11 protein-coding genes are annotated in these 12,118 nt (G+C 58.8%); 2 read left to right on the plus strand and 9 right to left on the minus strand.

All coding sequences use genetic code 11. The features are described 5' to 3' along the window. Positions 1-108: 108 nt before the first annotated feature. From tig to dctP, 7 genes are all read right to left on the minus strand, one after another. Positions 109-1,440 (minus strand): trigger factor, encoded by a 1,332-nt coding sequence (gene tig, locus QO231_RS08640; RefSeq protein ID WP_316775168.1) that lies wholly within the window; start codon positions 1,438-1,440, stop codon positions 109-111. A gap of 180 nt (positions 1,441-1,620) precedes the next feature. After that, on the minus strand, positions 1,621-2,727 hold the full coding sequence (locus tag QO231_RS08645) for a porin (protein ID WP_316775169.1): 1,107 nt from the start codon (positions 2,725-2,727) through the stop codon (positions 1,621-1,623). 260 nt (positions 2,728-2,987) lie between these two features. Beyond that, on the minus strand, positions 2,988-4,499 hold the full coding sequence (locus QO231_RS08650) for a malonate--CoA ligase (protein ID WP_316775170.1): 1,512 nt from the start codon (positions 4,497-4,499) through the stop codon (positions 2,988-2,990). An 11-nt stretch (positions 4,500-4,510) separates the two neighbouring features. Then, entirely contained in the window at positions 4,511-5,758 is a 1,248-nt protein-coding gene (locus QO231_RS08655; protein ID WP_316775172.1) for a malonyl-CoA decarboxylase, read from the minus strand. Continuing rightward, entirely contained in the window at positions 5,755-7,071 is a 1,317-nt protein-coding gene (locus QO231_RS08660; RefSeq protein ID WP_316775174.1) for a TRAP transporter large permease, read from the minus strand. Before QO231_RS08660 ends, QO231_RS08655 begins: the two co-directional genes overlap by 4 nt. Further along, positions 7,071-7,619: a TRAP transporter small permease gene (locus QO231_RS08665; protein WP_316775177.1), complete on the minus strand. Its 549-nt coding sequence runs from the start codon at positions 7,617-7,619 to the stop codon at positions 7,071-7,073. Before QO231_RS08665 ends, QO231_RS08660 begins: the two co-directional genes overlap by 1 nt. A 53-nt stretch (positions 7,620-7,672) precedes the next feature. Next, entirely contained in the window at positions 7,673-8,659 is a 987-nt protein-coding gene (gene dctP, locus QO231_RS08670) for a TRAP transporter substrate-binding protein DctP (RefSeq protein ID WP_316775179.1), read from the minus strand. A gap of 139 nt (positions 8,660-8,798) precedes the next feature. On the opposite strand from dctP, the gene QO231_RS08675 reads away from it, so the two are divergent. Next, on the plus strand, positions 8,799-9,452 hold the full coding sequence (locus QO231_RS08675; protein WP_316775182.1) for a GntR family transcriptional regulator: 654 nt from the start codon (positions 8,799-8,801) through the stop codon (positions 9,450-9,452). 12 nt (positions 9,453-9,464) lie between these two features. On the opposite strand, the gene QO231_RS08680 is transcribed toward QO231_RS08675, so the two are convergent. Then, on the minus strand, positions 9,465-10,862 hold the full coding sequence (locus tag QO231_RS08680) for an amidase family protein (RefSeq protein ID WP_316775184.1): 1,398 nt from the start codon (positions 10,860-10,862) through the stop codon (positions 9,465-9,467). A gap of 141 nt (positions 10,863-11,003) precedes the next feature. On the opposite strand from QO231_RS08680, the gene QO231_RS08685 reads away from it, so the two are divergent. Next, positions 11,004-11,657 carry a hypothetical protein gene (locus tag QO231_RS08685; RefSeq protein ID WP_316775186.1) on the plus strand — a complete coding sequence of 218 codons (654 nt, stop codon included), beginning with the start codon at positions 11,004-11,006 and terminating at the stop codon, positions 11,655-11,657. 30 nt (positions 11,658-11,687) lie between these two features. Here QO231_RS08685 and QO231_RS08690 read toward each other — a convergent pair whose 3' ends face one another. Beyond that, complete coding sequence (locus QO231_RS08690; protein ID WP_316775187.1) at positions 11,688-12,026, minus strand: hypothetical protein; 339 nt, start codon at positions 12,024-12,026, stop codon at positions 11,688-11,690. Between the last annotated feature and the right edge of the window lie 92 nt (positions 12,027-12,118).

Raw genomic sequence — 12,118 nt, forward strand, 5'->3', positions numbered from 1 at the left:
TTTCCGGATATCGCGCGTTTTGGTGACAGGCCCCAAAAACGTGGCTACAGCACTGGCAAAAAAATGGCCGCCCATCGGGCGGCCATTGTCATCCGAATTGCAAATGGACTATTCGTTTTCCATTGCCTCGACAGCCTCTTGCAGATCGTCCTTGCTCACCTCTTTGTCGGTAATGCTTGCCAGTTCAAACACATAGTCCACGACCTTGTCTTCGAACAGAGGCGCGCGCAATTGCTGTTGCATCTGCTGGTTCTGTTGCACGAACTCAAAGAACTGGCGCTCCTGACCCGGATACTGACGGGCCTGGTTCATGATCGCCTGGGTCATCTCTGCGTCGCTGACTTCGACTTCTGCCTTTTGACCCAGTTCGGCCAGCAGCAGGCCCAGACGGACGCGGCGCTCGGCCAGTTTGGTGTGCTCATCCGTGGTTTCGATCTCCGGGTGATCGTGACCTTCGACATCGGGGTTTTCCTCGTGCCACAGCTGATGCGCGATCTGCTTGGCTTCGGCTTCGACCAGGCTTGGAGGCAAGTCAAAGGAGACGATGTTATCCAGCGCATCCAGCAAGGCGCGTTTCATCACGGCACGGGCCGCGCCGGCATACTCCGCTTCAAGACGTTCACCGATTTGGGTTTTCAGCGCCGCGAGATCTTCGGCACCGAACTTCTTGGCCATTTCGTCGTTGATTTCGGCGGCAACCGGTTCCTTGACCTCTTTGATGGTGCAGCTGAACACGGCTTCCTTGCCGGCCAGATGCTCGGCCTGGTAGTCATCGGGGAAGCTGACGGTGACGTCCTTTTCCTCTTCGACCTTCACGCCAACCAGCTGCTCTTCGAAACCCGGAATAAAGCTGTTGGACCCGAGAACCAGCGGATAGTCCTCGGCAGAGCCGCCCTCAAAGGCCTCGCCATCGACCTTGCCGACGAAATCGAGAACGACCTGATCGCCATCCTTGGCCTTGGTGCCTTTCTTGCGCGCTTTGAAATCTTGCGCGGTTTCGGCCAGATTGCTCAGGGCCTCTTCGACCGCTGTATCGTCGGCCTTTACCACCATCTTTTCCAGGGTGATCGATTTCAGATCGATTTCAGGGATCTCGGGCAGCGCCTCGTAGGACATCTCGACCTCTACGTCGTCGCCCTCTTTCCAATCCTCATTGGTCATCTTGACGTCGGGCTGCATCGCCGGACGATCACCGCTTTCCTTGAAATGCTCGCTCATCGCGCCATCGATGCTTTCCTGCATCGCTTCACCGATCAGACGCTGGCCGAATTGCTTTTTCAGGAGTGGCATGGGCACCTTGCCCTTGCGAAATCCCTTCATCTCCACTTCCGGCTGGGCTTCGGTCAGTTTCTCATTGACCTTATCGTCCAGTTCGGCGGCGGTGACGGTGATCGCGTAACCGCGCTTCAGACCTTCGTTCAGCGTCTCGGTGACCTGCATCGTGTTTCCCCATAGGTTCCGGTGTGCGCCCTGCGCACCCTTGCGAATTTGGGGCCTTCTATTGGTCGGGGCGGCGCGGCGCAAGAGGCATTCAGGCGCGAAACTCCTGCGGTCATGGTTATCAAAGAAAAACGCGCCCGAAAGGCGCGTTTCATGATCCTGGATTGTGGTCCTGTCGGTTCAGAACTTCCAGCGTGCACCAAAGATAACGGAAGACGCATCCTGATAGCTGGCATCAGGTTCGGTCAACTCATAGGTACGATAGCCCAGATAGGCATGCACATTCGCGTTGTGAAAGCTCTGAACCGCGCCAAAGCCAACGGATGTCGCCGACGACCCGTCTGCTGTTCGTTCCCTGCCGCGATAATAGTCGACAGACATAGCCGTCGTGCCGATGCTCAGCCAGTTACCTTGGTACCCCAGCTTGCCATAAGTATAGTTGCCAGCGTCCGAACGGTCACCCGAGGCCAAGGTGACACTGACGCCCGAGGCGTGCAGAACACTGACGGACCCGATGGTGTCCTTGAATTTTGCAACGTTCCTTGACGGTTTCGCGTCCGCATACCCAAGGGCGCCCTGGACCTGGAAGTCGCCAATGGTGTTTGCATACCGAAGCGCGATCGCAGCGGATTCAAAATCACTGTCCTGCGCCAGGATTTCCTTGCCCCAAGAGGCCGACAGCGTGAAACCCGCAAAGGTTGGCGTGTCATAACGAACCCTGCCCAGTCTCGCGCCATCGAAATCACTGAAGGAGCCGGCGATGAAGCGCCCGGATAACGCACCCGCACTATCCCTGAACTCGAAAGCGCCGGCGGTATCAGGGATACTCACGTAGGTTGCCAGCGTTGTGCCGGACAAATCGACCTCAGCAACGCCATCCGTCGACATGCTGCCCTGTCCCGCATAGAAAGTACCAAAGCGATCCGTCTTGAGACTCAGATCAACCTTGCGGATGCTTGTCCGCTGCCAGTTGACCGCCTTGGGCGTGAAGATCTGGGAAAGGCTGCCAGATTGCCGAAATCCCAGCGCCGTCTCAAAGTTGAATGACAGAACATTTGCGCCATAGTCTTGGCGGACCCAAATGCCGACGCGGCTGTTGGAAGCGCTGTTGTCGACAAAATCAGAAGTGGTTTCAACACCATCATCAAAGGACAGATAGGCGGGGTCAAGCTGGCCATACAGAAGGACGCTGCCCCCGTTTCCGTTTTCATACTTCATTTCGGCTGCGGCCGCATTGGCCATGGGCAACAGTGATACAATCGTCAGGCTACGAACAATGGGATGCATATCGAACCTCGCACGTTATTAGGAGAGGAATTTTCTCCAAGTGGGTGACATCACAACTGTCGCACCTTTTGTCGCCAAGTAAACGCGCAAGGCATCGGAATGCTGTCGTTTTTGCACGATTGTGACAAACTAACTCACGTTATGCGTGTGAGTTTCGCATTCGCGCGGTTGGCGGGCAGATCATCCTTGCGTCGAGATCGCGACCCAACAGGATTGCACCGCGCCACTGACCACCGATTGCGGCCTCAACCCTGCAATACCTAGATGAACAGGGCACCGAACTGGTCGCGCAAAAGGTTCTTTTGAACCTTTCCCATCGTGTTACGCGGCAATTCCGGCAGGATCACCAATTTTCGGGGATGTTTGAAACGGGCAAGCGATTGACAGACAGCAGCCGCAACAGCCTCGGTATCAAGCGTTGCGCCGGGTTCGGCCACCAGAACACCGACAACGGTTTCACCGAAGTCCGGATGAGGCACACCGATCACAGCGCTTTCAAGCACGCCCGGCTGGTCGTCGAGAACCAGCTCGATCTCCTTGGGGTAGATGTTATAGCCCCCGGAAATGATCAGATCCTTGTTGCGCCCGACGATCTGGACATATCCCTGATCGTCGATCATCCCGAGATCGCCGGTGATAAAAAAGCCATCCTCGCGCAGTTCTTCACGGGTTTTTTCAGGCATCTGCCAGTAGCCTTTGAACACGTTCGGGCCGCGCACCTCGATCTGACCGACCTCACCATCAGGTATCGTTGCACCGCTTTGGGCGTCGGTGATCTTGAGTTCGATCCCCGGCAGTGGAAAGCCCACCGTTCCGGCACGGCGATCGCCGTCATAGGGGTTGGAGGTGTTCATGTTGGTTTCGGTCATGCCATAGCGTTCAAGGATACGATGGCCGGTTCGATCTTCGAATTGGACATGGGTATCGGTGAGCAGCGGCGCGCTCCCCGAAACGAAAAGGCGCATGTGTTTGACCAGATCACGGGTAAACCGCGCATCGCCTAGCAGACGGGTATAGAACGTGGGCACGCCCATCATCGCCGTGGCGCGCGGCAGGTCCGCGAGGACCTGATCAAGATCGAACCTTGGCAGGAAGATCATCGAGCCCCCCGTGATCAGCGCGATGTTGGTGGCAACGAACAGTCCATGCGTATGAAAGATCGGCAGCGCGTGGAGCAATACGTCGGTCTCATCAAACCGCCAGTAATCGGCCAACACCTCGGCGTTGGACAGAAGATTAGCCTGAGTCAGCATCGCGCCCTTGGAGCGGCCCGTGGTGCCCGACGTGTAGAGAAAGGCGGCAAGATCATCGGCGCTGCACGGCATGGTTTCAAAGGCGGTTGGCTTGCCCTGGGCCTTGTCCGGCAGCGTTCCGGTGCCATCGCCATTCAGTGTTTCCAGCGTGGCGCCTGACGCGTCTGCAACCGGGCCGAGCGCCTCCGCCTTGGCCCCGTCACAGATCAGGATGCGCGCACCGCTGTTCTCGACGAAATAGGTGACTTCCTCCGCGGTATAGGCGGTGTTGAGCGGCAGGAAGATGATGCCGGACTGGGCGCAAGCCGAATAGATGGCGAGCGCTTCGGGTGACTTTTCGATCTGCACCGCCAGCCGATCGCCGGGCTGCGCACCAAGTTCCGCAAAGACATGAGCGAATTGTGCGGCCTGCTCCAGAAACGCGGCATGGGTAACAGTGCGACCGTCCTGAAGGTGCAGGAACACGGTGTCTTGCCCGTAATAGCGCCCGAACAGCGTGTCATACAGTGGATTTGCCATGGTTTGAGCCCTCAAACAGCCGTTTTTTGCGCCGCCCGCGCCAATGCGGTCACTTCTGGCGAGGCAGCAATTGTCTGTTTGCTGGCATAGCGTTCATGGTTCTGGGTGATCAAGGACAGGTCATAAAGATAATTGACCATGGCCCCGCCTGATTGGGCGAGCCCGTTCGCGGATACATCCGCTTCCGCATGCACGGCATGGACCAGCGCACCATTGCCCAGGTGAAAACGCGCCACCGGATCATAGGGCGCGCCATCCCCCCGTTTTGCCGTCAACAGGTAATGCGCCGCGCGCTGGCACTGTTGTTCAGGGGAGTTGTCGGGCAGATCCGAGCCGGTTTCGGAGGCCCAGCGGGTCAAACCGGGGATCGGTGAGAGTGTGACAAATGTCTTGAGCCCCGGCAATTCGCGCGAGAGATCGGCAACCACCTGCTTGATCAGCGAATTGCCAAAAGATATCCCCGCGAGTCCCTCTTGGCAGTTCGAGATCGAATAGAACACGGCAGTGTCCGCATCGTCGGCGCGGATGATGTCACGCTTTTCGCTGAGGACGTTCTGAACAGAGGACGCGACGCCGCGGGTCAGCGCAACCTCGACAAAAATCAGCGGCTCGCTGGGCATGCTGGGATGGAAAAACGCGAAACAGCGGCGATCCTCAGGCTGGACGCGGCGGCGCAATTCCTGCCAGTTGCCGATTTCGTGCACCGCCTCGTAGGCAATGATCTTTTCAAGGATCTCCGCCGGACTTTCCCAGCTGATCGGACGCAAGACCAGAAAACCCCGATTGAACCACGAGGCCAGAAGATGGCGAAAGTCGAGATCGACAACGGCCAGTTCCGGCGCATCGCGCATGAGGCGCAACAGATCCTTGCGCATCTCGACAAGCTGACCCGTAGCGCCGGGCACCTGGTTGAGCCGCCGGGCGAGTTCCTGGCGGCGCGCCTCCGATGCCCCGAGAAAGGCGCGGTAGGTTGCCTTGGTGGGTGTCGCCTCGAACGCCGCGAGGGTCGTGCGTACGGCCTCGGCGTCGATACCGAGTTGGGCCGTCAGGAACCCAAAGAACCCGCGTTTGCCGTTATCATCCAGTGCCGCATACCGATCGAGAATATGGCGTGCCAGTATCATGCCCGAGACTTCACCGGAACTGCCCAGCAGGGCCTCGCAAAGCTCTTCTATGCTGCGACCGGTACGGTCAGGCTCGGTCGCGCGACTATAGCGCCGCGCAAAGACGGTGGACATCAAATCAGACAGTCGGCTCATCTTGCTATTCCCATCACAACGTCAGGAAGCCATGTGGCGATTCCGGGAAACAGGCATAGGACAACAATCGCCAGCACCATGCAAGCAACGTAGGGCAAGGAGCCGAGCAGGATGGTCTTGAGCGAGATATCAGGCGCGATACCGTTGATGACATAGAGGTTCAGACCGACCGGCGGGCTGATCAGGCCGATTTCCATGTTGATGGTCAGAACCACCGCAAACCAGATCGGGTCGAACCCGGCGGAGGTGATGATCGGCAACAGGATCGGCGCGGCCATGAGGATCACGGCGACGGGCGGCAGGAAAAAGCCCGCGATCAGCAGAAACAGATTGACCGCCCCCATCAACACCCAACGGTTCACATCCAGCGTACCGATCCATTCGGCGATGGACTGGGTGATGAAGAGGCTGGAGAGCATGTATGAAAACACCCCGGCGGCGGCGATGATGAACAGGATCATCACGCTCTCGCGGGTTGAGTCGCGCAGCACCACCCACAAGTCGCGCGGATGCCAGAGGCTGTAGATCACCATGGCAATCACAAGGCACAGCAAGGCGCCGACGGCGGCGGTTTCCGATGGTGTCGCGATGCCGCCGTACATGACGTAGAGAACGCCGAGAATGATCGCGAGAAAGGGCAACACGCGGGGCAGGATCTCAAACCGCTCTTTCCAGGTGTAGCTGCCCGAGTTCAGCAGCGCGGTGTTGCCCGAACGCCAGGTCGAATAGAGCGACCAGGCCATGAACAACCCGACGAGCAGCAGGCCGGGAAACACGCCCGCCAGAAACAGGCGACCGATGCTGGTTTCCGTGGCGATACCGTAGACGATCATCGTGACCGAGGGCGGGATCAGTATGCCCAGCGTGCCGCCAGCCGCGATGGAACCGGCAGCAACCCCATCGGGATAGCCGCGTTTTCGCATTTCGGGGATGCCCATCTTGCCGATCGCGGCACAGGTGGCAGGGCTGGATCCGGACATGGCGGCAAACAACGCGCAGGCCCCAAGGTTGGAGATCACCAGCCCGCCGGGGATGCGCGTCAGCCAGCGCTCCAGCGCCTCATAGAGATCCGCGCCCGCTCGGGTCGAGGCGATGGACGCCCCCATGATGATGAACATCGGGATCGACAACAGGGCAAAATTGTCAAGCTTGCCGAACAGGATTTCCGGCATGAGTTCGAGGCTGCGGATCCCGTCAAAGGTAATGAGAAATCCCGCCGAGACGATCAGCAGACCCAGGGCGACAGAAACTCCGGAAAACAGCACGAGGATGGTGACGATTGCGACAGCTGCGCCGAGCACGAGCGGGTCCATCAGCGGTCCTCCAGCCCGAACGGCGCATCGGCACCGGTGATGACCGCGACCAGATCGGCGGCGAGTTGAAGCAGCAAGAGGCCAAACCCGACCGGCAACGCCAGGTAGGGAATCCAAAGACGCACCGCCCAGACGGTGTCGGATGTCCACCCCCGCGCCCAGGCGAAATGCCAGTAGTCATAGCCATACCAGAGCATCACCGCGACGATGGCGATGGAAAGCGACAGGGTAAAGATGGCCAGAACCTTGCGCGCCCGCATCGGAAGCGACAGCGGGACCAGATCGACATTCACATGCCCTCGCAGGCGCTGCACATACGGCAACCCGATCAGCGTGGCCGCCACCATCAGATAGATCACCGCCTCGGTCTGCCAGATGGTTGATCCATTCAGCACGAAGCGGACGAAAATCATCTGGCAGGTGATCGCGACCGCCAGCACGATCATCGCGGCCGAGAACCAGCCGGCCAAAGTCGAGAGACCCGCAATGGCCCTCAGAATCCGGCTGTTCCCGGTCCTGGCGGCGGCGGCGCTACTGTGGCCTGACATGCGGCTTTCCCTTGCTCGACGGGCTGGCGGCCCGTTGGGGCCGCCCGGGTCGTTCATTCAACAGCCAGCGCCTTGTCCAGCAGGTCCTGCCCGTCCGGAACAGACTCGACAAAGGATTTATAGCTGGTTTCCATGGCGATCGCGCGCCACGCCTCGAAATCCTCGGGCGTCATCTCGGCGATCTCCACTCCGGCGTCGCGGAACACCTCGACCGAAGCGGCATCCTGCTTCTTGGCTTCTTCCAGATAGAACGTCTCGGCCTTGGCGGCACCCGCGAGCAATGCCTCTTGCTGGGCCTCGGTCAGGCCCTCGAACGTCGATTTGTTCATCAAGAGCGGCTGATACATGAACCACAGCGCCACATCGGCCGCCGGGGTATAGCAGGCCACCTGCTCGTATATGCGATAGGACACGAAGGATGACGACGAGGTATTGGCCGCGTTCAAAACGCCGGTCTGCATGGCGTTGTAGATCTCCGAACTGGCCATCGACGCGATAGACGCCCCTGCTCCCGCCAGCATCTGTTCAAACGCCTTGCCCGCCGCGCGGGTCTGCAGGCCCTGAACATCCTCGGGTTTGGTGATGCATTTGTCCTTGCCGGCAAAACCGCCCGCCAGATAGCCATGCACCAGCACCATGACGTCATCCTCGGCCATCGTGGCCTGGATCGCCTCCATGAACGGGCTTTGATTCAGGCGCGCGGCGTGATCGTGGTTTTTCACGAGACCGGGCATCAGTGTCAGATTGTAGGCGGGTTGCTGTCCTCCGGCATAGGACAGCGGAAAAACCGTCATATCCAGCTGGCCACGCGACAGGGGTTTGTACTGTTCGCGGGGCTTGAACAGAGACTTGGAGCCGAAGATCTTGATTTCCAGATCAACATCCGCCGCCGCAACTTCGTCAGCCACAATCTGGGCGACCTGATGGCGAACATCCTTGTTCGACCATTGGTGCGACAGGCGCAGTTCGGTAGCACCAGACGTGCCTGCCATGATCATCAGCGCCGCTGATGCGGCGGCTGTCAGCAAATTGGTTTTCATTTTTTCCTCCCATGATGCCCGGCGTCTCGAATCCAGACCCCTGCACGACAGTGTTCGGGTTGGGTCATTCCAAGTCAAGCTTTTTGTATACAATAATATATGTATTGCGTACCAAGAAGCGAGATACTAGGATTCGTGAATGGATATGCGCCGCGCCGATTTGATAGCCGACGAGTTGGAAAAGATGATCTTTACCGGCGCGTTCACGGACGGAGACCGATTGGACGAAATCCGACTGGCAGGTCAGTTCAGCGTGTCACGGACTCCGATCCGTGAGGCCTTTCAGCGTCTGGTCGCATCCGGGCTGGCGGTGCAAATTCCCCGTCGCGGCGTGTTCGTTGCGCAGCCCGGACCAGTTGAATTGATGGAAATGTTCGAAACGATGGCCGAGATCGAAGCCGCTTGCGCCCGGCTCGCCGCGATGCGGATCTCGGACACGGCGCTCGTGGAACTGGACGAGATCAACCAAGAGTGCCTTCAGGCCATGAAAGCCAAAGATATCGACAGGTACTATCAAGAGAACGAGCGGTTTCATCAGACCATCTACCAGCAGTCGGGCAACAGCTTTCTGGCCAAGGAAGCGCGGCGACTACAGCATCGTCTGAAGCCATACCGGCGTATCCAACTGCATCTGCGCGGTCGCATGGCACAGTCGATGGCCGAACACGAAACCATTGTCACGGCCCTGAGAGACGGTGATTCCCTTGGCGCTGCAGACGCGATGCGCGGTCATGTGGCGGTGCAAGGGGAGAAGTTCCACCACCTCATGTCCAGCATCACCAAGACGCCATAGATAGCTGATTTTTCACGCGTTCGGCTCGGCTATGGCAATTGCCGGGCCAGCCTGCTCAATAGCCGTCCCCGCAGCGAATAACACGTCCTCCCTGAACCTGCCCGCGATCAGTTGCACACCAACCGGGATCTGGTTCACCTGCCCCGTCGCGACCGACAGCCCCGGCAACCCGAGCGTCGGCAGCGCCCGTTGCGTGAGCTGCGCGCGAAACACCCGCGCAAAATCTGCCTCGGATCGCACGTCGAGTTGTTGTTCAAACGGCAGCTCGCCGGAAACCGGGCAGAGCAGAACCGTGTATCGGCCCAGAAACTGCTCCCATTCGCGGATCAGCCCGACGCGGGTTTTCAGAGCCATCATGACACGTTCAAGGTCGATCGCTCCGGCGTCCGCAATCATCTGTGCTGCGACAAACATCGCATCGGGTTCACCCTCATTTGCGATCATGTCGCCCGCCGCAAACTGGTTTTCCGCCATCCAGAGGATCGCATTGATGCGGGCCGCCTCCTGCATCGGCGGGCAATCCACCTGATCGACGGTCCATCCCGCATCACGGAGCCGCTCTGCCGCGTCCAGCAGCGCCGCCTGCACGTCGTCGGCGACCTCCATGCCATCGGGCACCAGAGTCAGCGCCGCGCGCTTTTCGAACGGCCCCTGATCCAACGGTGCGACGGTTTGCCAGGGATCACGCGGGTCGCGCGCCGACATGGCGGCGAGCGACAGGCGGATGTCCTCGATACTGCGCGCCAGCGGTCCCGACACCGCCATCATCTGGGCCCCGATGAACCGATCACCACCGGTCGCATTGTGCGCAGGCACCCGACCAAGGCTGGGCCTCAACCCGTGCAAGCCGCAGGCATAGGCCGGATACCGGACCGAACCCGCGATGTCGGTGCCATGACCGATTGCGCACAGCCCGGCGGCCACCGCCGCGCCCGCACCGCCCGACGAGCCGCCCGGCGTGATCGACGGATCGCGTGGATTGAGTGTTTGACCATGCAGATTGTTGCGCGTGAACCACCGCAGGGAAAAGGCCGGAGTGTTGGTGCGCCCGATAATCACGGCACCGGCTTTGCGCAGGTTGGAAACCACCGGATTATCCTCAAGGGCGACGAGGTTTTCCTGCAATTTCAGCCCGTTCGTGGTGGCGTGGCGTTGCTGATCGACATTGACCTTGATCGTTACAGGAACGCCGCACAGTGGGCCCGGATCCTGACCCCGTGCAATCTGCGCATCGACTTGCCCCGCCGCATCCAGCGATTCTTCATGGAAGCTGTCGACCACCGCGTTTATCAGGGCGTTGATGGCATCCGCGCGGTCCAGATGCGCTTGCGTCACCTCGATGGCCGAAACCTGTTTGCATCTTACGGCCTGCGCAAGCGCAGAGGCCGTCGATTTCCATAACTGCGTCATGATCCCCTCCCGGTTCTGATCACAGACTGCCGGATAATGCACACTGTGATCAACGGCCTTGAGGTCGGGCGGGGCCTGGATCACATGACGTCCTCGCGAAACGCCCCTGACAAGAGCTTCGCGTTGTGAATTCCACCACAGATGGTGCGCGGTCTTGCACCCGATCACAACTGGCGGATATGTGCAACAATTCAACAAACTCGTCACATTGTGAACAAATTGATATTCCATTTTCGTGTTGTTCGGTTAACACGTGAAATGATGAATGTGAGTAAGGTTTTGCAGGCGATGGTGGCCAATCAAGAGTATTCTGGTATTCAGGCAACTGTTTCAGAAGTTGCCGCGGGTCCTGCTGCGGACTTTCCAACCCGTCCAGACTGGAGAAGCGAAACCTGCCACTGCGTCTTTCTGGACCAGGTTCAAGTGGTCGACGGTGTTTGCCACAAGCAAACCATCAGGGCCGTGGGTGACCTGATATCCGGCGACGAATACCGTTTTCCCGACATGATCCACGACAGCCCGTCCAGCATCCGTGTCGAAGGCGAGAATGCCACGATCGAGTTTCGCACAATTGTGGAAGTCGGAAGCTCAAACATTCGGGCGCGCCTCACCCATTGCATCACACTGATGTCGGGCCGCGGCCACCTTGTGACGGCGGATGTGCTGACGACCTCGGCCAACCGGGTGCTCTTGGCCTTGCGCGACACCGTGATGCCGCGCGAAGACTATGCTCTGATCTCGAAGGTGACGACGCAAGCCCGCAAAAGCCAGCGCCAAGCAACTGCAGGCGGATAAGGCCAACCACAGAAACCGTTTGCAGAACTGCTATTTCCGGTTCAGGATTTGAGTCGTCTTAAAGCGTGCATCATTGAGTATCTTGTCGACATCTTCCAGATCATAGGTTTCCGCATACTGAACAAGGTCAAGCAGCACATCGAGGATCCAACGATGTTCGGCATTGCGCTTTGGTCGCGGAGGATTGGCCGCGACAGACGTCTGCAGGATGTCCGCCATCCGTTCCGCAGCAATGCGTTTGCGTTCGCTGTCACCGTTTCCCTCGGTGGATTGAACTATCTCTGCCAATCGATACAATTCCTCTATTATTTTACCATCAAACCCTTGCGTGATCGCATCTTCGATTTCGACCTTGTCATCGTCAGTCATCTCAAATTCCCCGCTTGTACCCGAGGCGGAAGAACGACAAAACCAAGCAAAGTGTAAGTACGTACACCGCAACAAGACAAACAGTACATTGA

It is taken from the genome of Sedimentitalea todarodis (assembly GCF_032595355.1).
GTDB classification, from domain to species: Bacteria; Pseudomonadota; Alphaproteobacteria; order Rhodobacterales; family Rhodobacteraceae; genus Sedimentitalea; species Sedimentitalea todarodis.

Coding starts and splice junctions, on each gene's coding strand:
- QO231_RS08680 (WP_316775184.1), bottom strand. CDS start 10,862: ATGACGCAGTTATGGAAATCGACGGCCTCTGCGCTTGCGCAGGCCGTA.
- QO231_RS08655 (WP_316775172.1), bottom strand. CDS start 5,758: ATGAGCCGACTGTCTGATTTGATGTCCACCGTCTTTGCGCGGCGCTAT.
- QO231_RS08675 (WP_316775182.1), top strand. CDS start 8,799: ATGGATATGCGCCGCGCCGATTTGATAGCCGACGAGTTGGAAAAGATG.
- QO231_RS08690 (WP_316775187.1), bottom strand. CDS start 12,026: ATGACTGACGATGACAAGGTCGAAATCGAAGATGCGATCACGCAAGGG.
- tig (WP_316775168.1), bottom strand. CDS start 1,440: ATGCAGGTCACCGAGACGCTGAACGAAGGTCTGAAGCGCGGTTACGCG.
- QO231_RS08645 (WP_316775169.1), bottom strand. CDS start 2,727: ATGCATCCCATTGTTCGTAGCCTGACGATTGTATCACTGTTGCCCATG.
- QO231_RS08660 (WP_316775174.1), bottom strand. CDS start 7,071: ATGGACCCGCTCGTGCTCGGCGCAGCTGTCGCAATCGTCACCATCCTC.
- dctP (WP_316775179.1), bottom strand. CDS start 8,659: ATGAAAACCAATTTGCTGACAGCCGCCGCATCAGCGGCGCTGATGATC.
- QO231_RS08650 (WP_316775170.1), bottom strand. CDS start 4,499: ATGGCAAATCCACTGTATGACACGCTGTTCGGGCGCTATTACGGGCAA.
- QO231_RS08665 (WP_316775177.1), bottom strand. CDS start 7,619: ATGTCAGGCCACAGTAGCGCCGCCGCCGCCAGGACCGGGAACAGCCGG.
- QO231_RS08685 (WP_316775186.1), top strand. CDS start 11,004: ATGGTGCGCGGTCTTGCACCCGATCACAACTGGCGGATATGTGCAACA.